Here is a 23,785-nt window from a genome sequence, read left to right as displayed (position 1 = left end):
CGGCCCACGCGGCGGGGAGGAGAACGCCGACTCCTCCCCGCCGCATTTCTGTGCCCGGTGTCAATTCTCTTATCTGACACAGTCGATGGAAGGCCGCTTATTTTCCTCCTGACAGGGCATCGGACCGCTTCTTTTACTGAGTAAATCCGCAGGTCGCAGGTGCTGTCCACGGCAACTGGACGGTGATTGGGCCGAAGCGTTGACGTGATAACACACATGGTTTTACATAAACGGCACGCGCACTTTCCCGGAGGCAGGCAGGAGGAAGGGCCGACCATGCACGACGACCGCCACGCCGTGGAAGAGCGCATCGCGAAGTTCATCGCCGAGCGCCTGCGCCCGGCGCTGTACGGCGACCGCGTCCCGCTGGAGGTCGCCGCCTGGCACATCCCGGGGGAGCCGGTGCCGGTGGCCGACGCGCTGCGCGCCGAGTACCGGCCGTTCGTCACCGGTGACAGCTGGGGCGGTCCGTGGTCGACCACCTGGTTCCGCGCCACCGCCACGGTCCCCGAACGCTGGGCGGGCCGCCGGGTGGAGGCCCTCTTCGACCTCGGCTTCGATCTCTCCCGCGGCCCCGGAGGCCAGGCCGAGGGCCTGGTCCACGACGCCGATGGCATCCCGCTGCAGGGCCTGCACCCCCGCAACCGCTCGGTGCCGCTGAGCCTCCGCGCCGTCGGCGGCGAGCGCGTGTGCCTGCTCGTCGAGGCCGCCGCCAATCCGACCATCGTCGGCAGCGCGGGCATCGGCACCCACTACGGCCACCGGCTCACCGCGGGCGAGGAGGACCTGTACCGCCTGCGCCGTGCCGACCTCGTGATCCGCGAGGAGGACGTCTGGCAGCTCCTCCACGACATGGAGGTGCTGGACGAGCTGATGCGTGAGCTGCCCCTCGGACTGCCGCGCCGCCACGAGATCCTGCGGGCGCTCCAGCGGGCCGTGGACAGCGTGCCCCCGCGCCGCGTCGCCGCGGGCGCCGCGGCGGCCCGTGCGATCCTGCGCCCGGTCCTGGAGCGGCGCGCTCACGACTCCGCGCACACCATCGCCGCCGTGGGACACGCCCATATCGACTCCGCCTGGCTGTGGCCGCTGCGGGAGACCGTGCGCAAATGCGCCCGGACGTTCTCCACCATGGCCTCGCTGGCCGAGGAGTACCCGGAGCTGGTCTTCGCCTGCTCCTCCGCCCTAAGTTACGCCTGGATGCGCGACCACCAGCCGTATGTCTTCGAGCGGATCAAGAAGGCGGTGGCCGACGGCAACTGGGCGCCGGTCGGCGGCATGTGGGTCGAGGCCGACGGCAATCTGCCCGGCGGCGAGGCCCTGGCGCGTCAGCTCGTCCACGGCCGCCGCTTCTTCTCCCAGGAGCTCGGTGTGGAGACCGACGGCGTCTGGCTGCCCGACTCCTTCGGCTGCACCGCCGCCTACCCGCAGCTGGCCGCCCTCGCGGGCGCCCGCTGGTTCCTCACCCAGAAGCTGTCCTGGAACGAGACCAACAAGCCGCCCCACCACACCTTCTGGTGGGAGGGGATCGACGGCACCCGGATCTTCACCCACTTCCCGCCCGTGGACACCTGCAACGCCACGCTGTCCGGCGCCGAGCTGGCTCACGCCGCCGCCACGTACGCCGAGAAGGGCGCGGGCACCCGTTCCCTGGCCCCCTTCGGCTTCGGCGACGGCGGGGGCGGGCCCACCCGCGAGATGCTGGAGAAGGCCCGCCGCCTGGCCGACCTCGAAGGCTCGCCACGGGTCAGCGTCCAGTCGCCGTCGGACTTCTTCCGCGAGGCCCGCGAGGAGTACCCCGACGCGCCCGTGTGGCGCGGCGAGCTGTATCTGGAGACCCACCGCGGCACCTACACCAGCCAGGCCCGCACCAAGCGCGGCAACCGGCGCAGCGAGGCGCTGCTGCGCGAGGCCGAGCTGTGGGCGGCGACCGCCGCCGTCCGCACCGGCGAGCCCTATCCGTACGAGACGCTCGACGCGCTGTGGAAGCAGGTGCTGCTCCACCAGTTCCACGACATCCTCCCCGGCACCTCCATCTCCTGGGTTCACCAGCAGGCCGAGCAGACGTACCGCGCCATCCACCGCGGCCTGGAGCGGATCGTGGCCCGCGCGGCGGGCACCCCGGACGCCACGGAACCACTCGCCGTCCTCAACGCCGCCCCTCACGCGCGGCGCGAGGTGGTCCGTCTGGATACGCCGCCCGCCGCCGGCGGCCCGGTGCAGAGACTGTCCGACGGCCGGTATGCCGTGCTCGCCCAGGCCCCCGCGCTCGGCGCCGCCGTCCTCGGCACCGGCATCGCCGACCGGGCCCCGGTCACCGCCCGTCCCGCCGACACGGGCGGATACGTCCTGCACAACGGCGCGCTGACGGTCCATATCGACCGCGACGGGCTGGTCCGCTCCGCGTACGACCACGACCGCGGCAGGGAGGCCATCGCGCCCGGTGGCGCCGGAAACCTGCTGCAGCTCCACCCCGACGATCCGGTGCGCTGGAGCGCCTGGAACCTGGACGCCCAGTACCGCAACGTCCACCGCGACCTGGACACCGCGACCGCCGTCCGGCTCGACGACCAGGGCCCGTTGCTGGCCTGTGTGCGGGTGGAGCGCACCACCGGCCGGTCCGTCGTCGTACAGCGCCTCAGCCTGGCCGCGGGCAGCCGGGTCCTGGAGGTCGACACGGACATCGACTGGCGGGAGGAGGACACCGTCCTCAAGGCCGCCTGGCCCCTGGACGTGCACGCCGAACGCGTCGCGTCCGAGATCCAGTTCGGCCATGTCGAGCGGCCCACCCACGAGAACACCAGCTGGGACGCCGCCCGCTTCGAGGCGTGGGCACACCGCTGGATCCACATCGGCGAACACGGCTGGGGCGCGGCCCTGCTCACCGACTCCACCTACGGGCACGACGTCAGCCGCCTCACCCGCGAGGACGGCGGAACGACCACGACCCTCCGGCTCACCCTGCTGCGCGGCTCCCACAGCCCCGACCCCCATGCCGACCGGGGCCGGCACCGCTTCCGCTACGCGCTGTACCCCGGCGCCGACATCGGCGACGCCGTGGCCGGGGGATACGCGTTCAGCCTCCCGCTGCGCCCCGCCGCCCCCCGGCTCGCCGGGCCTCCGCTGGTCGCGGTGGGCGATCCGGGCGTCGTGGTGGAGGCGGTCAAACTGGCCGACGACCGCTCCGGCGACGTCGTGGTCCGGCTCTACGAGTCGCGAGGCGGCCGGGCGCGCACCACCCTGGCCGCCGGATTCGCCGTCGGACGCGTCCAGGTCACCGACCTGTTGGAGAATCCCACGGCCGAACTGACGTGCGCACAGGGTGTGTTGGCCCTGACCTTGCGCCCGTTCCAGATCCTGACCCTCCGGCTGGCGCGCGGGGCGTCGTGAACCCGCCGTACCGGGACGCCCCGGGACTGCCCGAGGAGGACCGCAGGCTGCTGCAGCACTGGGTGGCGGAGGGCGGTTCGCGCGCCGTCCGCGCCGCCGTCGTCCTGCTCGCCGCCCAGGGGCTGCGCAACACCGAGATCGCCCGGCGGCTCGAGGTCTCCCGGCAGACGGTGGGCAACTGGCGGCAGCGCTTCGACGCCTCCGGCGTGGCGGGCCTGCGGGAACGCCCACGGCCCGGGCGGCCCAGCATCATCGACGAGGCCGAGGTCATCACCCGTACGGTCCTGGCACCCGACGGCGGCGGCGCCTCCCGCGCGGTCGCCCGCGAACTCGGCTACAGCCACGCGGCCGTCGCCGCGATCCGCCGGCGATGGCGGGTCACGCCCGGCAACGCCACCGTCCCCGCCGTGCCCACCCGTCCTCCGCTCCCGCAGGCCGAGGTGTGGGTGCTCGGCCTGTATCTGGACACCCACCGGGCGCTGCTGCTCGTCGGCACCCGCCCGGCCGCCCCCGAGCGCCACCACGGCGCCTCGCCGGGCGCCTCTCCCGGTGCCGATGTCATCGCCGCCGTCGACGCGGCGGTGGAGGCCGCGCTGAACGTCCCGCCGTCCCCGGCGCCGGGGGAGCGGCGTGGCCAGGACCGGCTGGCCGGGTACCTGGCCGAGGCCCGGCGCCGCCACCCGGGCGCGTCGCCGCACGCCATCACCCTGTGGGACACCGGGGAGGGCGGGCCGTCGTCCCAGCGGTGTGCTCGGGGCGGGGTGGTCCACCACGCCCTTCCGGTGCGCACCACCTGGCGCACCTTCCTGCGGGCCATGGTCGGCCTGGACTGCACCCGGCACCCGGAGTCCTCGCACCGCGTCTACCTCGACCTGGTCGCCGCCCTCACGCACTACGCGGACCGGTCCGGCATCGCCCGCGAGCGGCAGCCCGTGCGCTGGCTCCGGGAACCCATCGCCACCCACTTCGCCGGCGCCTGCCGGGCCGGTGGCGAGCAGCGCCGGGAGTCCTGGGGCGGCGCGAACCAGATCGACCTCGGCTCGTTCAACGAGTGTGTGGTCATCGAGGCGGTGCGGCTGGCCGGGACCATCACCCGCGGCGAGATCTCGCACCGCACCGGCCTCACCCAGCAGTCGGTCTCCCGGATCTCCCGCTCGCTGCTGCACCGCGGCATCCTGGTCGAGGACGACCGGCGGCAGGCCACCTCCGGCAAGCCGCGCACCCCGGTGCGGCTGCGCGGTGACGCCGGACACGCCCTGGGCATCCATGTCGACCCCGAGGTGCTGACGGCGGTCGTGGTCGACCTCGACGGCGCCATCGTGCGCAGCCGTACGGAACCCGTCGCGCAGACCGCCAGCCCGGACCAGCTCGTCGACCACATCGCCCGGCTGGGCCGCGGGGTCCTGTCCGCCGCCGGTGGCGCGGTGCGGCCCGGGGGATTCCTCGGCATCGGCGTGGCCACCCCAGGACCCGTCGACGTGGCCTCCGGCACCGTCCTCGACCCGCCGCTGCTGTCGGTGTGGCAGGATGTGCCACTGCTCTACATGCTCAAGGACCGCTTCCGCTGCCCCATCGTCATGGAGAAGGACTCCTCGGCCGCGGCCATCGGGGAGCGGTGGATCGGGCGGGACCGGCGCGCCCGCGACTTCGTGTACCTGTACCTGGGCACCGGCGTCGGCGCCGGGCTGTTCCTGGGCGGCGACATCCACCGCGGAGTCAGTGCCAACGCGGGGGAGTTCGGCCAGCTGTGCGCCGTGGCCCTGGAACGGGTCGACGCGGACGGCCGACCGGAGATCCTGCCCGAATGCAATCCGCCGGTGTCCATCCCGGAGACGGCCGCCCGGCTGGGCATGCTCCTCGGCCCGCGCGCCGCGCACGACCCGCGCGAGGCCCACCGGGTGGTGAGCGCGGCGGCCGGGGCCGGCGATCCGGTGGCCGAGAAGGCCGTGCGCCAGGTGGCCGCGGCGATCGGCAGGGGCGCCCTGTCCCTGGTGGACCTGCTGGACATCGACCTGGTCGTGCTCGGCGGGCCGTTCTTCACCGACGGGGTCGCCGCCCTCTACACGGCCGAGATCTCCCGTATTGTCAACGACTTCCCGACCGCCAGACGACTGCGCCGGGTCGATGTGGAACGGTCCGTGCTCAGCCGAGAGGCCGCTGCCGTCGGCGCCGCGTCGACCATCTTCCACGCCACGTTCACACCCCGGCTGGCGGGCCGCCCCGCGCCCACGAGGCGGTGACCGGATGGCGGCCAGAGCTTTTTGTCAACGGGCTTTGCAAAGTGGGGCCGACTCGGTACGGTCCCCTTACGCCCATGGAGGCAGCCCTCCCCTCACCGAGGCTCGTGTCCGTGCGGCGCCCTAGGCGCGACGGCGCGCGCCTGTGCCCAACCCCCTTTGAGAATCACACTTCTCCCCGGAGGTTCCCCGTGCACAGGAATCGTCCCGAACTGCCCGCCCCCACCCAGCGCCGCGCCGTGGTCAAGGCCGCGGCCGGTGCCCTGCTGCTCACCGGCGCGGCGTCCGCGCCCGCCCGGGCCACGTCCGCCCGCAGGCGGCCGAGGGCGGGCCGGGTGCTGGTGTTCTCCAAGACGGCGGGCTTCCGCCACGACTCCATCCCCGACGGCATCGCCACCATCAAGGACCTCGGCGCGCAGAGCGGCTTCGCCGTCGACGCCACCGAGGACGCCGCCGCCTTCACCCCCGGCAACCTCGCCCGCTACGCCGCGGTGGTCTTCCTGTCCACCACCGGCGACGTCCTCGACACCGGCGGGCAGACGGCCTTCGAGGGCTATATCGCGGCGGGCGGCGGTTACGCCGGGGTGCACGCCGCCGCCGACACCGAGTACGACTGGCCGTTCTACGGCGGGCTGTGCGGTGCGTGGTTCCAGTCCCACCCGGCGATCCAGCAGGCCACGATGAAGGTCGAGGACCACGCCCACCCGGCGACGGGCCACCTCGGGGACACCTGGGTGCGTACCGACGAGTGGTACAACTACCGCACCAATCCCCGCGATACGGCCACCGTGCACGTGCTCGCCGCGCTGGACGAGTCCTCGTACGCCGGCGGCACCATGAACGGGGACCACCCCATCAGCTGGTACCAGAAGTACAAGGGCGGCCGGGCCTTCTACACCGGTCTCGGACACACCAAGGAGTCCTACGCCGAGCCCGCCTTCCGGCAGCACCTCCTCGGTGGCATCACGTACACCATGGGCCTGCCCACGACCGGTCACGGCCGCTGACCCGGCACCCGGGCCCCCACTCACCCTTGCCTGGAGTCGCAGTGACCCCTGATGTCCCGCGCCGACAGTTCATGGCGCTCGCCGCCACGACCACCACGGGCCTCGCGGCCGCCGGCCTGCCCGCCGGGACGGCCCACGCCGCGGAGTCCGCCGGGCGTGAGAAGGCGGACCGGCCGCTGGCACTGTGGTACCGCGAGCCCGCCGCCGACTGGCTGAGCGCCCTGCCACTGGGCAACGGGCGGCTCGGCGCGATGGTGTTCGGGGCCACGGAGACCGAGCGGCTGCAGCTCAACGCGGACACCCTCTGGGCGGGCGGGCCGCACAGCTACGACAACCACAAGGGCCTGGCCGCCCTGCCCCGCATCCGGCAGCTCGTCTTCGACGGCAAGTGGCCCGAGGCCGAGACGCTGATCAACTCCGACTTCCTCGGGGTGCCCGGCGGCCAGGCGCAGTACCAGACCGTCGGCAGCCTCCTGCTGAGCCTGCCGACGGCCGGCACGGTGACCGGCTACCGGCGGGAGCTGGACCTGGACTCGGCGGTGGCCACCACCACGTACACCCGCGACGGGGTGACGTTCACCCGCGAGGCGTTCGCCAGCGCTCCCGACCGCTTCGTCGTCGTCCGGCTGTCCGCGTCCAAGAAGGGCGCCCTGTCCTTCGGCGCCACGTTCGAGAGCCCGTTGCACACCTCCCTGTCCTCGCCCGATCCCCTCACCGCCGCGCTCGACGGAACGGGGGACGCCACGGGCGGGGTGACCGGTGCGGTGAGGTTCCGCGCGCTGGTGCGGGTGCTCGCCGAGGGCGGCACCACCACCAGCGCGGGCGGGACCGTCACCGTCCGGGGAGCCGACGCGGCGACCGTCCTGGTCGCCATCGGCACCACCTATGTGAACTGGGAGAACGCGAACGGTGACGCGGCGGGCCAGGCGGCCGGGCACCTCAACCCGGCGGCGAGCCGCCCGTACGGCCGGCTGCGCAGCCGCCATGTCGAGGACCACCGCGCGCTGTTCCGCCGTACGTCGCTGGACGTGGGCAGCAGCGACGCGGCGGCCCTGCCCACCGACGAGCGCGTCTCCCGCTTCGGCTCCGGCGGTGATCCGCAACTGGTCGAGCTGCACTTCCAGTACGGCCGCTATCTGCTCATCGCCGCATCCCGCCCCGGCACTCAGCCGGCCACCCTCCAGGGCATCTGGAACGACCTGACGAGCCCGCCCTGGGGCTCGAAGTACACCATCAACATCAATACGGAGATGAACTACTGGCCGGCCGCCCCCGCCAACCTCCTGGAGTGCTGGGAGCCGGTCTTCGCCCTGCTCGACGAGCTGGCCGTGGCCGGGCGGTCGACGGCGCGTACCCAGTACGGCGCGGACGGCTGGGTCACCCACCACAACACCGACGCCTGGCGCGGCACGGCCCCAGTCGACGGCGCCTTCTGGGGCATGTGGCCCATGGGCGGCGCCTGGATGTCCATGGCCATCTGGGAGCACTACCGGTACACCCGCGACACGGGGAAACTGCGGGCGCGCTACCCCGTCCTCAAGGGAGCGGCCCAGTTCTTCCTCGACGCGCTGGTGACCGACCCGGCCACGGGCGCGCTGGTCACCTGCCCCTCCGTCTCCCCGGAGAACGCCCACCACGGCGGAGGCGGCGGCTCGCTGTGCGCCGGGCCGACGATGGACATGCAGCTGCTGCGCGACCTGTTCGGCGCCGTGGCCTCGGCCGCCGACGCCCTGGGCACCGACGCCGCCTTCCGGGACCAGGTGCTCGCCGCGCGCGGACGGCTCGCCCCCATGAAGGTCGGCGCGCGGGGCCAGCTCCAGGAGTGGCAGCAGGACTGGGACGCGGGCGCCCCCGAGCAGCAGCACCGCCACGTCTCCCATCTGTACGGGCTGCATCCGAGCAACCAGATCAGCCGGACCCGCACCCCGGAGCTCTTCACCGCGGCGCGCACCACCTTGGTGCAACGCGGTGACGCGGGCACCGGATGGTCACTCGCCTGGAAGGTCAACTTCTGGGCGCGGCTCCAGGAGGGGGACCGTTCGTACAAGCTGCTCGCCGATCTGCTCACTCCCGAGCGCACCGCCCCCAACCTCTTCGACCTGCACCCGCCGTTCCAGATCGACGGCAACTTCGGCGCCTGCGCCGGAGTGACCGAATGGCTGCTGCAGAGCCAGCACGACGAGCTGCATCTGCTGCCCGCCCTCCCGTCGCAGCTGCCGGACGGAAGTGTGCGGGGCCTGCTGGCGCGGGGCGGTTTCGAGGTGGACATCAGCTGGCGGGGCGGCACGCTGGGCGAGGCGCGGCTGACGGCCCGGGCGGGCGGGCCGGCGCGGCTGCGCACGGCGAAGGAGGTGCGGGTGACCTCCGGGGACGCGCCCGTCCCCACGACCCGTCCGGAGCCGGGCGTCACGGCCTTCACCGCGAACGCGGGCGCCACGTATCTGGTACGCCCCGTCTGACCACGGGCCGGATCTGGTACGTCCCGTCTGACCACGGACTCGGCTGTCCGTCTCCGACTTCCACCCTCGTCCGCCAGGTCCGCCGCGACGGGGAGTTCCGCGATTACGCCGGGATCATCTGAGCCCCCGGCCCAGCCGCGCCGCGATCGGCGCGGCTGGGCCGGGGGCGCTCTCAGCCGAGGTGCCGGGCGAAGAACCGCAGCGCGCTGTCCAGCTCGAAGGCCGGGACGTCCCCGTGCCCGCCCGGGTTGGCGTGCAGCGTCTTCTCAGCCGAGGCCAGAGCGTCGAACAGGGCCAAGCCCTCGGCCCGCGGCACTCGTTCATCGTCCCACTGCACCAGGAACTCCACCGGGACGGTGATCCGCGCGGCGTCCCCGGCCGAGGACAGAGCCCCACCCAGGCCCAGCACCGCCGCACGGACCCGGGGTTCGGCGGCGACGAACGGAACGCCGAGTCCGCACCCCAGCGAGACTCCCCAGTAGCCCACCGGCCCGGGGCCGACGTGTTCGAGTAGCCGAACCGCGTCCAGGACCGCCCGCCATTCGGGGACGGTCTGACGGGCCACCAGCGCCTGGAAGCCGGCGATGAGCGGGGCCAGTTCTTCTCCGGTCGCCACCCGAGCCCGGTTCTCGGTCGCGATCCGGTCGTACTCCTCGACCACCGGACGGTCGCCATGCCCGGGCACGTCGACCGCCGCCACCGCGAAACCGCACTCCGCCACGTAGCGGCGCGCGCGAGTCAGGATGTCGGGGGCCTTCTTGTGCTGACCGCCACCGTGCCCCATCAGGATCAGGGGACGCGTACCGGCAGCACCTTCCGGTGTCCACAGCACACCGGGAATCTCACCAAGGACGAAGAGCTGTTCGCGGACACCGTCGGACGATGTCTCAGAGGTGAAGCGCATGGCGTTTCAAGCCTTTCGGGATGCCTTCCGCGGGCACTCCCTGGACCATGCGGGAGAAGGAGGCCCGACCTGTCACAGCGTTGATCGGTCTCACCTCCTCGGTTCGCAGCAGCGCACGGCGGCACCGAAAATATCACGCGCCGAAGCCGCCTTGTTCCCGGCCGGGGCGCTGGCGCGGTGCGGACAGGGCCGGGAGTTCGGGGTGGTCGCGCAGCGCCGCGACGACCGCGTGCACCGCCGCGCGCCGCGTTGTGCCGCGGCGCACCGCGATGGCGACGTTGCGGTGCACCGGTGTGCTCAGCTCCCGGGTGGCGACGGCGTGGTCCGGTGTGATGGCGAGGGCGGGCAGCAGGGTGATCGACCGGCCCGACTCGACGTGTTGCAGCAGCATCAGGTAGTTGCTGAACCGGCAGGCCACCCGGGGTTCGAAGCCCGACTCGCGGCACAGCCGTACGGTCAGCTCCGCCATGTACGACCGCGGCCGGTCACCCGCCCACGTCTCCTCCGCGCAGGCCGCGAGGTTCACCGTCGTGCGGCCGGTGAGGGGGTGGTCGGGTGGCAGCACCAACACGATCGGGTCGGTTCCCAGGGGAATGATCTCGAGGTCCGCGCCCCAGGAGAGGCCGGCGTAGTCGGTGGTGGTGACGATGACGTCCGCCTCCCCCGAGCGCAGGGCCGGTCCGCTCTCATGCGGCTCCAGCTCGATCAGTTCCAGGCGCAGCCGCGGGTGGGTGGCGGCCAGGCGGGTCGCCGCCGGGACCGCGAGGGGGTAGATGGCGCTCTGGAACGCCCCGAGCCGTACGGTGCCGATGGGCTCGTCGTTCAGGGCGTGCAACTCGGCCTCGGCCTCGGCCATCTGGTCCAGGATCTCCCGGCCCCGACGGGCCAGCAGCAGTCCCGCCGGGGTCAGCCGCACCTTCCGCCCGGTCCGCTCCAGCAGTCGGCAGCGGGTCTCGGTCTCCAGGACCGCCAGTTGCTGGGACACCGTCGAGGCGCTCAGATGCAGCGTCTCGGCGACCGCGCGGACGGTACCCAGGGTTTCCAGCAGGCTGAGCAGCCGCAGCCGCCCCGAGTTGAGCATGCGCCCGATTGTAGGTTCGGCCGTACGGTCGCGCTGTACGGTTCCGCCTGACAGAACGGTCGGATCTGTGCGATGGACGCGCGCAGCGGCGCATCCCTACCGTCGTTGCCATGCCTTCCGAGACTGCCGGTGCCGCCCCGGAGCGCCACCTCATCCGCTACAGCGGCCACGCCCCCTTCACCTCCGAGATCATCGCCCGCGCCGCGGGCACATCGGTGTTCACCGAGAGCGGTCGCGAGCTGCTCGACTTCACCTCCGGCCAGATGAGCGCGATCCTCGGCCACTCCCACCCGGCGATCGTCGCGACGGTTCGCGAGCAGGTCGCCCTCCTCGATCATCTGCACAGCGGCATGCTCAGCCGCCCGGTCGTCGACCTCACCCGCCGGCTCGCCGAGACCCTGCCCGATCCGCTGGAGAAGGTCTTGCTCCTGACCACGGGTGCGGAGGCGAACGAGGCCGCGGTGCGGATGGCGAAACTCGTCACCGGCCGCCATGAGATCGTCTCGTTCGCCCGCTCCTGGCACGGGATGACCCAGGCCGCCGCGAACGCCACCTACAGCGCTGGACGCAAGGGCTACGGACCCGCCGCGCCGGGCAACTTCGCGCTGCCGGTCCCGGACCGCTTCCACCCCGACTTCGTGGACGCCGAAGGCGCGCTCGACTGGCGCCGCCAGCTCGACCTGGGCTTCGACCTGATCGACGCCCAGTCGGTCGGCAGCCTCGCCGCCTGCCTGGTCGAACCGATCCTCAGCTCCGGCGGCGTCATCGAACTCCCGCCGGGCTATCTCGCCGCCCTGGCACAGAAGTGCCGGGAGCGGGACATGCTGTTGATCCTCGACGAGGCGCAGACCGGGCTGTGCCGCACCGGCGACTGGTACGCCTTCGAGCACGAGGGGGTCGTCCCGGACATCCTCACGCTGTCCAAGACGCTCGGCGCGGGGCTGCCGCTGGCCGCCGTGGTGACCAGCCCGGAGATCGAGCAGCGGGCGCATGAGCGCGGGTTCTTGTTCTTCACCACCCATGTCAGCGACCCGCTGCCGGCCGCCGTCGGCAACACCGTCCTCGAGGTGCTGGTCCGCGACCGCCTCGACGAGCGTGCGCGTGAGCTCGGCTCGGCACTGCGCGGCCATCTCGACGCACTCGCCACCCGCCACGACGCCGTCGGCGATGTCCGCGGCCGTGGGCTGCTGCTGGGTATGGAACTGGCCGGCGACCAGCTCCTGGGCGCCGGTGGCGCCGACCGGCTGGGCGCGGCCGTCACCCGGCGCTGCTTCGAACTCGGGCTGCACATGAACATCGTCCAGTTGCCCGGCATGGGAGGCACCTTCCGGATCGCGCCCCCGCTGACCGCGAGCGACAACGAGATCGCCCACGGTGCCGCCATCCTCGACCAGGCGCTCACCGACGCCGTCAAAGACCTCTGACGGCATCTCCGGTGACGTATCTCCAGGGTTCGCGTGACAGATGTCAGATGGACGCATGACAGACCGCACTGCCGCCGGGCCCGCCGCGCCGGGAGTCTGGAATGCATGGACACTGTGATCGAGACCGCCGACCTACGGCGGCACTATCGGGGCTTCGAGGCCGTGCGCGGCATCGACCTCACGGTCGCCCGCGGTGAGCTCTTCGCGCTGCTGGGGACCAACGGGGCCGGTAAGACCTCCACCCTCGAGGTCTTGGAGGGGCAGGCCACCCCCACCGCCGGAACCGTCCGGGTGCTCGGCCGCGACCCGTACCGCGAACGCGCCGCCGTCCGCCCCCGTATCGGGGTGATGCTCCAGGAGGGCGGCTTCCCGACGGAGCTGACGGTCACCGAGACCGCGCGCATGTGGGCGGGCTGCACCAGCGGCGCCCGTCCCGTGGCCGAGGCCCTGGAGCTGACCCGGCTGTCCAAGCGGGGGGCGGTGCGGGTCAAGCAGCTCTCCGGTGGCGAGCGCCGGCGCCTCGATCTCGCGCTGGCCCTGCTGGGACGGCCCGAGGTGCTGTTCCTGGACGAGCCGACGACCGGTCTGGACGCGCAGTCCCGCCGCGAGACCTGGGAGCTGATCCGGGAGCTGAAGCAGCAGGGCACGACGGTGCTGCTCACCACCCACTATCTGGAAGAGGCCGAGCAGCTGGCCGACCGGCTGGCCATCATGCACGCGGGGCGGATAGCCACCTCGGGGCGGGTCGCCGACGTGGTCGCCGAGCGGCCGTCGCGGATGAGCTTCGAGCTGCCCAGGGACCACTTCCTGGGCGATGTGCCGCCGCTCGCCCCGCTGGGTGTGTCGAGCTACGAGGAGACCGGGGGGACGGTCCGGCTGGAGACCGCCGACCTGCAGCGCACGGCCACGGCGCTGCTGGTGTGGGCCCGGGACAGGGGAGTGGAGTTGCGCGGTCTCGACGCCCGGTCCGCCACCTTGGAGGAGGCGTTCATGGAGATCGCGAAGGGCCTGGACAGCGAGGAGGCGCGATGACGACGTCAGCAGCCCGTACGGCACCAACGTCCGTGGCCACGGCCACCCGGCGCACCGCCGCCGACCGTATGGCCGCCCTCGGCCGCGCCGAGCTGACGCTGCTGCTGCGCAGCAAGGCGTCCCTGGTCACCGCGGTGGTCCTGCCCAGCGTGATGGCCTTCGCGATGCGCGGCACGGTCGAGGAGCTGGACCTGGGTGGCACCGGCCTGTCGGTGGCCACCGTCATGCTGCCCGCCGCGCTGGCCACGGCGCTGCTCTTCTCCGTCTACACCTACCTGGTCGGCGTGTACGTGGTGCGCCGCGAGGGCCTGGTGCTCAAGCGGCTGCGCAGTGGCGAGGTACGCGACTGGGAGATCCTCGTCGGCAGCGCGCTCCCGGCGTTCCTGCTGGCGGTCGTGCAGTCCCTGCTGCTGGCGGTCGGGATGACCGCGTTCCTCGACGCGGACGCACCGGCCGCACCGCACCTGGCGGTGCTCGGTCTGCTCAGTGGTGTGGCCATGCTGGTCGCCGGGGCGGCGCTGACGGCGGCCTTCACCCGGACATCGGAGAGTGCCCAGATGACGTTTCTGCCGTTCCTGCTGGTGACCATGGCCGGCTCCGGGGTCTTCGCGCCGCGCGAGGTGATGCCGGACACCATGGCCGACATCGCCGCCTGGCTGCCGTTCTCGCCGGTGATGGATCTGCTGCGGGGCGGCTGGACGGATGACCTGGCCGCTATGGATCAGCTCCGGGCGGTGATCCTCGCGCTGGCATGGACGGGCCTGGCAGTGTTTGCTGTGCGTCGGCGGTTCCGCTGGGGACCGCGGAGTTGAGAGCGGCGGGAGCCAGTGGTGGCGGAGCCCGAGGTGATGGAGCCAGTGGTGGCGGAGCCCGTGATGACAGGGCCGGAGGCGGCGGGGGCCGAGGTGCCGGAGCCGGAGGCGTCGCGGCCCGCGGTGACGGGGCCGGGGAGCATGAGCGTGGAGACCTGGGTGGAGCGGCTCGGGGGCCCGGACGGCCCCGAGCGCTACCGCCGCTACACCCTCGGTACTCTCGCCTTCTTCGCCGCCGCCGAGGCCGCGCTGTGGGCGTTCTGGATCAAGACGTCGGACGCCGGCACGCTCGCGTCGGCCCTGGTGGCGACGGTGGGCGCGACACACGTCGGCGTCCAGCTGCTGCTCTCCCGCGCCGCCCTGCGCCGCTACCTCGGCGCCGGACCGCGCCCGGTCGGGCTGGTCGCGCTGTACGTCGCCGTCACCGTGGCCATGGCCGCGGTGGGCTGCGCGCTGCTGGCCGCCGGCCGCATCGGGGAGCGGGACCTGGCGTCCTACCTGATCTGGCTGATGATGTTCTACGCGGGCCCGCCGATGCTGGCGCTGCCGCGCCGCGCCGGGGTGGCGCTGGTCGGGGCCGTGCCGACGGCGGCGCTCGGCGCGGCGGTGGCCAGCGGGCTGTCGGGGGAACTGCTGGGCCTCGCGGTCGGCGGATTCCTGTTGATGGTGCCGTTCATGGCCACGGCGATGCGGGTCACCGGCTGGAGCGTGCGGCTGATCGAGGAGCTCGCCAAGGCGCGGGCGACACAGGCGCGGCTGGCCGTCGCGGAGGAGCGGCTGCGCTTCGGCCGCGACCTGCACGATGTGCTCGGCCGCAACCTCGCGGTGGTGGCGCTGAAGAGCGAGCTCGCGGTGCAGCTGGCGCGGCGGGGCCGGGAAGAGGCGGTGGCCCAGATGGAGGAGGTGCAGCACATCGCGCAGGAGTCGCAGCGGGAGATCCGCGCGGTGGTCCGCGGCTACCGCACCGCCGACCTGCTCGCCGAGCTGGCCGGGGCCCGGTCCGTACTGGAGGCGGCCGGGATCGACTGCCGGATCGAGAACGGCCCGGCGGCACGGCTGCCCGTACCCACGCAGGCGGCGCTCGGCTGGGTGGTCCGCGAGGGCACGACGAACATGCTCCGCCATGCGCAGGGCGCTTCGCGCTGCGAGGTGTCGGTGCGCGCGACGGTCTCGGGCTGGGTGGCCCTCGTCATGGAGAACGACGGGGCAGGTACGGCCCCCCGGCACGGCACCGGCAGCGGCCTGCCGGGGCTGCGCGAGCGCCTGGCCGAGGTGGACGGCACGCTGACCACCGAACGGCGCCCGGGCGGGATCTTCCGTCTGACCGCGCGGATTCCCTGGGAGACGGCCGAATGATCAGGGTTCTGCTCGCGGACGACGAACACCTCATCCGCGGCGCCCTCGCTTCCCTCCTCGCGCTGGAGGACGACATCACCGTGGTGGCGGAGGCCGGAACCGGCGACGAGGCGCTGGCCATGGCCCGGGCACACCGCCCCGACGTGGCCGTCCTGGATCCGCGGATGCCCGGATGCGACGGGGTGTCGGTGGCGGCGACGTTGCGGGGCACGGTGCCGCAGTGCACATCGATGATCGTCACCAGCCACGCCCGGGGCGGGGCGCTGAAACAAGCGCTGGGCGCGGGCGTGCGCGGCTTCGTGCCGAAGACGGTGTCCGGGCGGCGACTGGCGGAGATCATCCGTACGGTGCACACGGACGGCCGCTACGTCGACCACGAGCTGGCGGCGGACGCCATCGCCGCGGGTGAGTCGCCACTCACTCCCCGCGAGGCGGAAATGCCGTCGCCGGCCGAGGACGGGGCACCGGTGGCGGAGATCGCGTCCCATGCCGCGCTGTCGCCCGGGACGGTGCGCAACCACCTGTCGGCGGCCGCCGCCGAACTCGGCGCGGAAAACCGCCACGTGGCGGCTCGCGTCGCGCGCGTGCGCGGCCGGCTGTAGCCGTCCTACCTGAGCGAAGAACGCGACCGCCGGCGTCGGCGGTGGCCGAGGACGAGGGCCCCACCGCCCAGCAGAAGGGCCGCCGCGCCCCCGGTCACCCACGCGGCGGCCGTGTCGGCGGGCCGGGACTTTGCCCCGGCGCGGGAGTCGGAAGGCTTGGCGGCGGGCGTCGGCCGGGCCTTGCCGGTGGCCGTGGCGGCCTTGACGATGAGGTCGGTGACCTCCTGGGGGTGCGCGATCATGGCCACGTGGGAGGAGTTGATCTCCACCGTGTGAGAGTGGGCGCGCTTGGCCTGGAACCGCTCCTGCCGGGGGTTGATGGTCTTGTCCTGCTTGGCCACGAGGACCCAGGACGGGATCTGCCGCCACGCGGCCACCTCGGCCTTCTCCGAGAACGTGGCCGTGGTGGCGGGCCGTTGGGTCGCCGCCAGCAGCTTCGCCGTACTGGCCGGGAGGTCCGCGGCGAAGACCCGGTGGAGCTTGTCCCGCTTGAGGTACAGGTCCTTGCCCCGCATGCCGTCACCGGCCCGGTAGGGGACCGCCCTGGTGGCGGTGGCGAGTTCGCTGGGGAACCGGGCGGCCAGCGACTGGCCGCTCTCGCCCTTGTCGGGCATCAGGGAGGACACGTACACCAGCGACTTCACCCGGGGGCGGCCCGCCGCGGCCGAGCTGATGACCGCGCCGCCGTAGGAGTGGCCCACCAGCACGATCGGGCCCTTGACGCTGTCCAGGACGGAGGCGACGTAGGTGGAGTCGGTGTACAGACCGCGCAGCGGGTTGGCGGGGGCGATGACGCGGTAACCGCGGCGCTCCAGGCGCTGGATGACACCGTTCCAGCTGGAGCCGTCCGCGAACGCGCCATGGATCAGCACCACCGTGGGCTTTCCGCGGGACGTGTCGTCCTGCGCGGCGGCCGGAGCCGCCACGGTCGCGCAGACCGCCATGGCGCATCCGGCCGCCGCGACGCGCGCGCGGGTGCGTCCGCGTCCGGAGCCGACAGCCGGAGACGCCACCATGGTGTTCTCGCTTCCCTTTGGGTGTTCCTTCAGGCTTTTGGGTCCCCCTTCAGGGCCATGCCTCCTCAACGTTCGCGGGAACCGTGGCACCGGGCCGTGCGGCAGGGTCCGACCGGGTGAGACGGGTCATCCACCGGGGTGACACCGCTCTGACAACGATGCCCACGACCTGCGCGCGTCGTCCTCGTACTGCAAGCGCGGTGATGTGCGGCTCCACCTGGTCCCGACCGGACGGCATCCGGATCATCGTCGAGCTCGACGGCCCGGTCAGCCCCTGACACCGTCCCGCTTCCGGCGCTGGACATAGAGGCGGTCGCCCTCCGGGCCGGTCCATTCCAGCCGCACGACACCGGGGACGGCGGCGTCGGCGATGCGCGACGGGTGCGACCAGTAGCCGAAGCTCGGATTGCGGAAGAACGTCGCCCACAGACGTCCGCCGTGATCCACGAAGAAGTTGTTGTGCCCGGCGCCGACCCCCGCGGTCCACCGCTGGGAGTACGGCCCCTCGAAGGTGTCCGAGACGGCCACGACGGCGTCGTACTGGTACTGCGCACGGCCGGGGCCCGGTGGGTCGTAGGCGTAGCGCGTGCTGCCGCTGGGGTGGAGCGACGTACGGTCCCACGCGGCCTGGACGAGGTAGTACTTGCCCCGGTACTTGAACACGTACGCGCCCTCGAGATACGGCTCGGGGGAGTACGGCGTCTGCCGGAACGTGGGGAGCTCGGTCGTCGGGTCGATGTCCTCCATGTCGTTCCGGAACGGCGCGTACAGGTCGTTGTGGAGCACCAGCCACGCGTTGTCGCCCTCGGTGTAGAGGCTGCCGTCGATGTGGTGGTAGGCGCCGGGCTCGATGAAGTCCGGGCCCCCGATGAACGATTCGCCGAAGGGCTTGTCGAGGTTGCCCTCGATGAGCCGGTACGGGCCCTCGACCCCGCCCTCGCTCACCAGCAGGAACGAGCCCACCTTCCGGGAGTGGTCGCCCATGCACGCGACGAGGTACCAGGTGCCGTTGAAGTAGTGCAGCTCCGGGGCCCAGACCTGGCCGCGCTTGCCGAACTGGTCGTCGTACCAGTATTCCTGCCACGGAGCGACGACCGTGCGCCCGGGCCGGTTCTCGCCGACGAACTCGGGCGACCACACCTTGCCCCGCTCGGCGCCGGGGCGGATGCCGGTCGTGTCCACCAGCCGCCATGGCCCCCGAAGCGATGGGGACACCCACACGAAGATGCCGTCGTTCCAGGGGCCGGCCGCGCTGAGCCCGGGCACGCGGGTGGTGCCGGTGGCTACGTACAGCGGACGGCCGTCCACGACAAAGCAGTTGACGTAGGTGTCCCGCATCCAGACCACGCCGCGCTCCCGGTCGCGGGGCCGCCGTTCGAGCGGGAGGACGAAGGAGTTGTCCTGGCGCGGCCACAGGTCGAGGCGGGTGTCCGCGAGGCCGTAGGGCTCGGGTTGGGGCCAGTTCGACGGGTACCGCCGCATCGGCGCGCCCTCCGTGGGGGACGCCTGGGCCGCGGTCGCGGGCAGTCCCGCGGCAACGCCCAGGGATCCGGCGACTCCGGTCAACAACGTCCGTCTGTCGATGTGCAACCTGTGCTCGGAGTTGGTCGGCATGGAGCACAGCATGCGAACGTCCGCTGATTTACGTCAAGACTCAGGACAAAAATGCTCCGGAGGGGGTCGGATTGTAAGAGGCGGCTGCTGACCGCGCATCCGCACCGCCGGACCATGACCGCGGCCCCCGGCGGGTGCAGTATGGGGGTAGCTGGCGAGAACCCGCTGTGGGGCGCCCGGAGGGGCCGGGCGCTGCGCCCGGAAGGCGGTGGCGCTATGGATCTGCCCCGTGCTCGCGCGCACGGCACCGTGACGCAGCGACTGATCGGCGATCATCTGCTGTCCGGCCGCATGGAGCCGGGGGAGGAGATCGCGCTGCGCGTGGACCAGACGCTGACGCAGGATGCCACCGGCACCCTGGTGATGCAGGAGCTGGAGGCGCTGGACCTGGACCGGGTCCGGACCGAGGCCAGCGTGCAATACGTGGACCACAACATCCTGCAGGCGGATGAGCGCAACGCCGAGGACCATCTCTTCCTGCGCTCGGCCGCCCGCCGCTTCGGCCTGTGGTTCTCCAAGCCCGGCAACGGCGTCTCCCACCCCACACACATGCACCACTTCGGCGCTCCCGGGAAAACCCTCGCCGGTTCGGACTCCCATACCTGCGCCGGCGGCTCTCTGGGCATGCTGGCGATCGGCACCGGCGGCCTGGAAGTGGCGCTCGCCATGGCCGGACGGCCCCTCCACCTCACCACGCCCAAGGTCTGGGGCATTCGGCTGACCGGGCAACTGCCTCCCTGGGTGAGCGCCAAGGACGTGATCCTGGAGCTGTTGCGCCGTCACGGGGTGCAAGGAGGCGTCCAACGTGTCCTGGAGTACCACGGACCCGGTCTGGCCTCCCTCACCGCGATGGACCGGCACGTCATCGCGAACATGGGGGCGGAACTCGGCGCCACCACCACCGTCTTCCCCTCGGACGAGGCGGTGCGCGACTTCCTCGACGGGGTGGGGCGTGGCGATGACTTCGTGGAGATCACCGCGGAACAGGACGCGTCCTATGACTTCGACGAGGAGATCGACCTGTCGTCCTTGGAACCGCTCATCGCACGGCCCACGTCTCCGGGAAACGTCGTGCCGGTCAGGGAGGTGGCCGGAGAGCCCGTCGCCCAGGTCGTCGTCGGCTCCTCCGCCAACCCCGGATTCCGCGACTTCGCCGTTCCGGCCGCCATGGTGGCCGGGCGGCAGGTCCCGGCCGGGGTGAGCTTCGACATCAATCCGACATCCCGCGAGATCCTCCAGGACCTGACCCGCCGCGGGGCGACGTTCGACCTGATCGCCGCCGGTGCCCGGATCCACCAGTCGGGCTGTCTGGGCTGCATCGGCATGGGACAGGCACCGGCCTCGGGACGCAATTCCCTGCGCACCTTCCCGCGCAACTTCCCCGGCCGTTCCGGCACCGAGGACGATGCCGTATGGCTGTGCTCACCGGAGACCGCCACGGCCTCCGCGCTGACCGGCGTCATCACGGATCCGCGCGACTGGGCCGACCGCCTCTCGGTGCCCCCTCCCGCGCCGGACCTGCCCGACCCGCCCTCGAACAACGACGCCATGCTGGAGCCGCCGTTGCCGCCGGACGAGGCCGCGCGCGTAGCGCTGGAACGTGGCCCCAACATCTCCGCACTGCCGGAGCTGGACGCGCTGCCGGACAGCCTGCGCGGCCCCGTGCTCCTCAAGGCCGGTGACGATGTCTCGACCGACGAGATCTCCCCGGCCGGAGCGGCCGCCCTGCCCTACCGCTCCAACATCCCGAAGCTCGCGGGATTCACCCTCACCCGGCTGGACCCCGACTACCCGCGGCGCGCCGAGGCGGTCCGGGAGGAGACCGGGCATCTCATCGTCGCCGGTGCGAACTACGGCCAGGGCTCCTCCCGCGAACACGCCGCCATCACACCGCGTTACCTCGGACTGCGAGCCGTCATCGCCAAGTCCTACGCCCGTATTCACTGGCAGAACCTCGTCAACTTCGGTGTTCTGCCCCTGGAATTCGAGGATCCCGCCGACTACGAGCGCATCGAGACCGAGGACCGGCTGCACCTGTCCGGGCTGCGCGAGGCCCTTTCCCCCGCCGGTGCGCCGACACTCCGCGTCCGCAACGCGACCCGGGACGAGGAGTACGCCGTCCGCCACCGTCTCTCCCCCCGGCAGCGGGAGGCGGTTCTCGCCGGCGGCGTCATACCCGCCATGACACCGCCGCCTGGAGCGGGACCGTCGGCGTCACACCGGCCCGGCGCCTGAGCGGTCGTCGGTGTCGACGGCCGGGCCGGGCAGCGCACGCGGCCGGGCCTCACCCGAATCCGGCGACCAGCCGGTCAGCCACCGCCGGGTCGTGGCCCCTCCCGTCCAGCGGCGCCCCCTGATCAACTGCGAAACCGACCCGCAGGGGGAGATGCCGCGCCACTGGTTCGGCGGCGCCGCGGTCACGGCGCCCGCGCCCGGGCAGCCGGGCACGCCGGCCCGCTCTGACCAGTGGTGGGTTTCACCGGCCGTGACTACGCCCAGAGATCCGCGCCCCAGATGCGCGCGCCATCGTCAACCAGATCCACGCCCTGGGCGGCTGAGTGCCACGACGTGGCCACGGGACGTAACGTGAGGTATACCGCGAAAGCCCGCAGCCGTCGCGTACGGTGAGTGCTGTGACACTGAGTGAGGGAAGCCACCGCCTCGGGCCGCCGGGCGGACGACTGCTGATCAAGACCAGCCGTACCGGGCTCGGCCGGAGGGCGGGGCACGATCTGACGATCGAGGCCACCCGATGGTCCGGGGAGGCGACGGTGGTCGGCGGCGCCCCCGAGGAGTCGTCGGTGACCGTGACGGTCCAGACGGACTCGTTGAGCGTCCGGGAGGCGACCGGCGGGCTGAAGCCGCTCTCCGAGGGCGACCGGGCCGAGATCGAGCGGACGCTGGAGGGCAAGGGGCTGCTGCACACCGCGGAGCACCCCACGATCACCTTCCGCTCCACCCGGATCACCGGAACGCCCGAGTCCTTCGAGATCACGGGCGACCTCACCATCAAGGGCCGGACCCACCCGGTCACGGTGCACGGGAGCGGCGACCCCCAGGGGACGCTGCGCGGCTGGGCGTCCGTCACCCAATCCACCTGGGGCATCAAGCCGTACAGCGCGTTCCTGGGTGCGCTGAAGCTGTCGGACGAGGTCCGCATCGAGTTCGAGGCGACCGGGCTGGAAGCGGCACCCGGCCCCGGCTAGTGGCCGGGGCCGGGCCGCGGGGCGCCGCTACGTCCGCGTCCGGGACGCGGCTTGGCAGCTTTCCGCGCCCTTGCACCGCTGGAGCGCGGTGAGGGTGTGGTGCAGGGCGGCCCGTTGCGCGGGGGAGAGCGACGCCGCCCGGTTGGTCAGCTGATCGGGGTCGGAGCCCAGCGCGTAGAACTCGCGCTCCCCGTCGGCGTATTCGACATAGAGGGAGTCGTCGGTCCTCATCGCCGCGTAGGTCGGCGGGTCGCCGCTGTCCTTGGGCGCCGCGTCGGGGTCACCCTCCTTGGACTTCGCGTGATGGTGCTCGACCAGGACGGCCTGGCGCCACTCCTCCTCCGTCCGGCCGTGCATCAGATCGCTCAGGCTGCGCCCGTCCACGGTCGACGGCGGCTCCACGCCCGCGAGGTCCAGGAAGGTCGGGTTGATGTCGACGTTCTCCGCGAGCCGTGACACCTCCTCACCGGCCGGAACGCCGGGTCCGGTGACCATCATCGGCACCTTGACGTCGGTGTCGTAGGCGGTCTGCTTTCCCGGGCGGAGGCGGTGTTCGCCCATGTGGAAGCCGTTGTCGGAGCCGAACACGAGGTAGGTGTCGTCCGCCAGGCCCTTCTCCTCGAGTGTCTTCTCCAACTGGCCGATCATGTCGTCGACCGCCTGGGCGGAGCGCACTCGCTTGGCGAACCTCTGGTCGATCTCCTCCTTCTCCTCCGCCGTCAGTGGCGACAAGGAGCGCTGCCACTTCGGCGCGTTGCGAGTGGCCTTGTCGTAGGCATCGGTCTGGGGCGCCTCGAGGCCGGGGAAGGTGTCCTTGTCGCGCGGCGCGGGTGTGGAGGGGCCGTGCGGCGCGAACGTGGCCACCTCCAGCATGAACGGCTTCCTCGCATCCGCCGAGGAGCCGATGAAGGAGGTCGCCTTCTTCGCCAGCACATCCGTCAGATAGTCCTGGGGGGCCTTCCCGTAGGGCACGACCTCGCCGTTCTCGTTCAGGTCGTACTTGTACTCCCTGTAGCCGTCCCCGGCCACGTCCCACTCGTCCCAGCCGGAGGGGACATAGGGCTTGGACGTGCCGTTCTTGTCGGCCGGCTGGTACCCGTTGAGGTACTTGCCCATGAACCCGGTGCGGTAGCCGGCGCGCTGCAGCGCGGGCCCGAAGGTCTTCTCCTCGTTGCGGTTCTTCATGAACGCGCCGTAGCCGCCGTCGTCACCGGTGTTGGTGAAGACCCCGGTGTTGTGCGGGTACTGACCGGTGAGGAGGGACGTACGCGACGGACAGCACAGCGAGTCCGTGGCGAAGAAGTTGGTGAAGGTCGTCCCCTTCTTCTGCAGCTGCCGCACATGCGGCAGGTACTCCACGAGATTCCACGCCAGGTCGTCCGTGAGGACATACACGATGTTGGGCTTCCTGCCCGAGCCCGAGGTGTCGGCCGCGGGCGAGTCGTCTTCGGTGGCCGCGCTCACCACTCTCGCGCACGAGGCCAGCAGGGCGATGGCCAGAGCCGCACACAAGGCGGCGAGGACACGTGGACGGCGACTGCCGAACATGACGCAACCTCCTACGAGTTGGGCGTCTTCGTCGCTCGGACCGTAGGAGAGGGCTTTGTGTGATTCTTGTGAGGCATCCGCCGGGCCCGGGGCCGGCCCG

15 protein-coding genes and 1 pseudogene are annotated in these 23,785 nt (G+C 72.3%); 11 read left to right on the top strand and 5 right to left on the bottom strand.

Translation table 11 applies throughout. The features are described from left to right. Positions 1-276 precede the first annotated feature (276 nt). The 4 genes and pseudogenes from AS97_RS06890 (at position 277) to AS97_RS06875 (ending at position 9,090) form a co-directional block, all read left to right on the top strand. The gene (locus AS97_RS06890; protein ID WP_210564520.1) at positions 277-3,387 is read left to right on the top strand and encodes a glycoside hydrolase family 38 C-terminal domain-containing protein; all 3,111 of its coding nucleotides are present in this window, start codon (positions 277-279) and stop codon (positions 3,385-3,387) included. Next, positions 3,384-5,627, top strand: coding sequence for an ROK family protein (locus AS97_RS06885; RefSeq protein WP_210564519.1), 2,244 nt, complete (start codon positions 3,384-3,386; stop codon positions 5,625-5,627). The genes AS97_RS06890 and AS97_RS06885 overlap by 4 nt, the downstream gene beginning before the upstream one ends. A 209-nt stretch (positions 5,628-5,836) precedes the next feature. Beyond that, positions 5,837-6,604 (top strand): annotated as a pseudogene (locus AS97_RS06880) (ThuA domain-containing protein); the annotation flags it as partial. Between the two features lie 68 nt (positions 6,605-6,672). Then, the gene (locus tag AS97_RS06875) at positions 6,673-9,090 is read left to right on the top strand and encodes a glycoside hydrolase family 95 protein (RefSeq protein ID WP_210564518.1); all 2,418 of its coding nucleotides are present in this window, start codon (positions 6,673-6,675) and stop codon (positions 9,088-9,090) included. A 172-nt stretch (positions 9,091-9,262) separates the two neighbouring features. On the opposite strand, the gene AS97_RS06870 is transcribed toward AS97_RS06875, so the two are convergent. Further along, the gene (locus AS97_RS06870; protein ID WP_210564517.1) at positions 9,263-9,994 is read right to left on the bottom strand and encodes an alpha/beta hydrolase; all 732 of its coding nucleotides are present in this window, start codon (positions 9,992-9,994) and stop codon (positions 9,263-9,265) included. A gap of 133 nt (positions 9,995-10,127) precedes the next feature. After that, positions 10,128-11,075, bottom strand: a complete 948-nt coding sequence (locus AS97_RS06865) for a LysR substrate-binding domain-containing protein (protein WP_125758424.1) — start codon at positions 11,073-11,075, stop codon at positions 10,128-10,130. Positions 11,076-11,185: 110 nt separating this feature from the next. Between AS97_RS06865 and AS97_RS06860 the strand changes: the two genes are divergently transcribed. From AS97_RS06860 to AS97_RS06840, 5 genes are all read left to right on the top strand, one after another. Continuing rightward, positions 11,186-12,499, top strand: a complete 1,314-nt coding sequence (locus AS97_RS06860) for an aspartate aminotransferase family protein (RefSeq protein WP_086709890.1) — start codon at positions 11,186-11,188, stop codon at positions 12,497-12,499. 105 nt (positions 12,500-12,604) lie between these two features. Then, a complete protein-coding gene (locus AS97_RS06855) occupies positions 12,605-13,531 on the top strand; it encodes an ABC transporter ATP-binding protein (RefSeq protein WP_059149336.1) in 927 nt (308 codons plus the stop codon). Further along, positions 13,528-14,343, top strand: coding sequence for an ABC transporter permease (locus tag AS97_RS06850; protein ID WP_059149337.1), 816 nt, complete (start codon positions 13,528-13,530; stop codon positions 14,341-14,343). Before AS97_RS06855 ends, AS97_RS06850 begins: the two co-directional genes overlap by 4 nt. An 18-nt stretch (positions 14,344-14,361) precedes the next feature. After that, positions 14,362-15,699, top strand: coding sequence for a sensor histidine kinase (locus AS97_RS06845; RefSeq protein WP_247204257.1), 1,338 nt, complete (start codon positions 14,362-14,364; stop codon positions 15,697-15,699). Continuing rightward, positions 15,696-16,301: a response regulator transcription factor gene (locus AS97_RS06840; protein ID WP_210564516.1), complete on the top strand. Its 606-nt coding sequence runs from the start codon at positions 15,696-15,698 to the stop codon at positions 16,299-16,301. Before AS97_RS06845 ends, AS97_RS06840 begins: the two co-directional genes overlap by 4 nt. Positions 16,302-16,306: 5 nt before the next feature. Here the strand turns inward: AS97_RS06840 and AS97_RS06835 are convergent, their stop codons facing one another. Both AS97_RS06835 and AS97_RS06830 read right to left on the bottom strand, forming a co-directional pair. Beyond that, positions 16,307-17,317: an alpha/beta hydrolase gene (locus AS97_RS06835; protein WP_210564515.1), complete on the bottom strand. Its 1,011-nt coding sequence runs from the start codon at positions 17,315-17,317 to the stop codon at positions 16,307-16,309. A 267-nt stretch (positions 17,318-17,584) separates the two neighbouring features. Beyond that, positions 17,585-18,931, bottom strand: coding sequence for a family 43 glycosylhydrolase (locus AS97_RS06830; RefSeq protein ID WP_247204256.1), 1,347 nt, complete (start codon positions 18,929-18,931; stop codon positions 17,585-17,587). Between the two features lie 216 nt (positions 18,932-19,147). On the opposite strand from AS97_RS06830, the gene AS97_RS06825 reads away from it, so the two are divergent. Beyond that, on the top strand, positions 19,148-21,166 hold the full coding sequence (locus tag AS97_RS06825) for an aconitate hydratase (protein ID WP_210564513.1): 2,019 nt from the start codon (positions 19,148-19,150) through the stop codon (positions 21,164-21,166). Between the two features lie 398 nt (positions 21,167-21,564). Continuing rightward, complete coding sequence (locus tag AS97_RS06820; protein ID WP_210564512.1) at positions 21,565-22,137, top strand: YceI family protein; 573 nt, start codon at positions 21,565-21,567, stop codon at positions 22,135-22,137. Between the two features lie 27 nt (positions 22,138-22,164). On the opposite strand, the gene AS97_RS06815 is transcribed toward AS97_RS06820, so the two are convergent. Then, on the bottom strand, positions 22,165-23,685 hold the full coding sequence (locus AS97_RS06815) for a sulfatase (RefSeq protein ID WP_086709893.1): 1,521 nt from the start codon (positions 23,683-23,685) through the stop codon (positions 22,165-22,167). Positions 23,686-23,785: the final 100 nt, after the last annotated feature.

Origin of the sequence: Streptomyces sp. AgN23 (genome assembly GCF_001598115.1) — a bacterium.
In the GTDB taxonomy this organism is placed as follows: Bacteria; Actinomycetota; Actinomycetes; order Streptomycetales; family Streptomycetaceae; genus Streptomyces; species Streptomyces antimycoticus.
The sequence above is the reverse complement of the archived record's forward strand: the minus strand, read 5'-3'. Positions and strand labels throughout refer to the sequence as shown.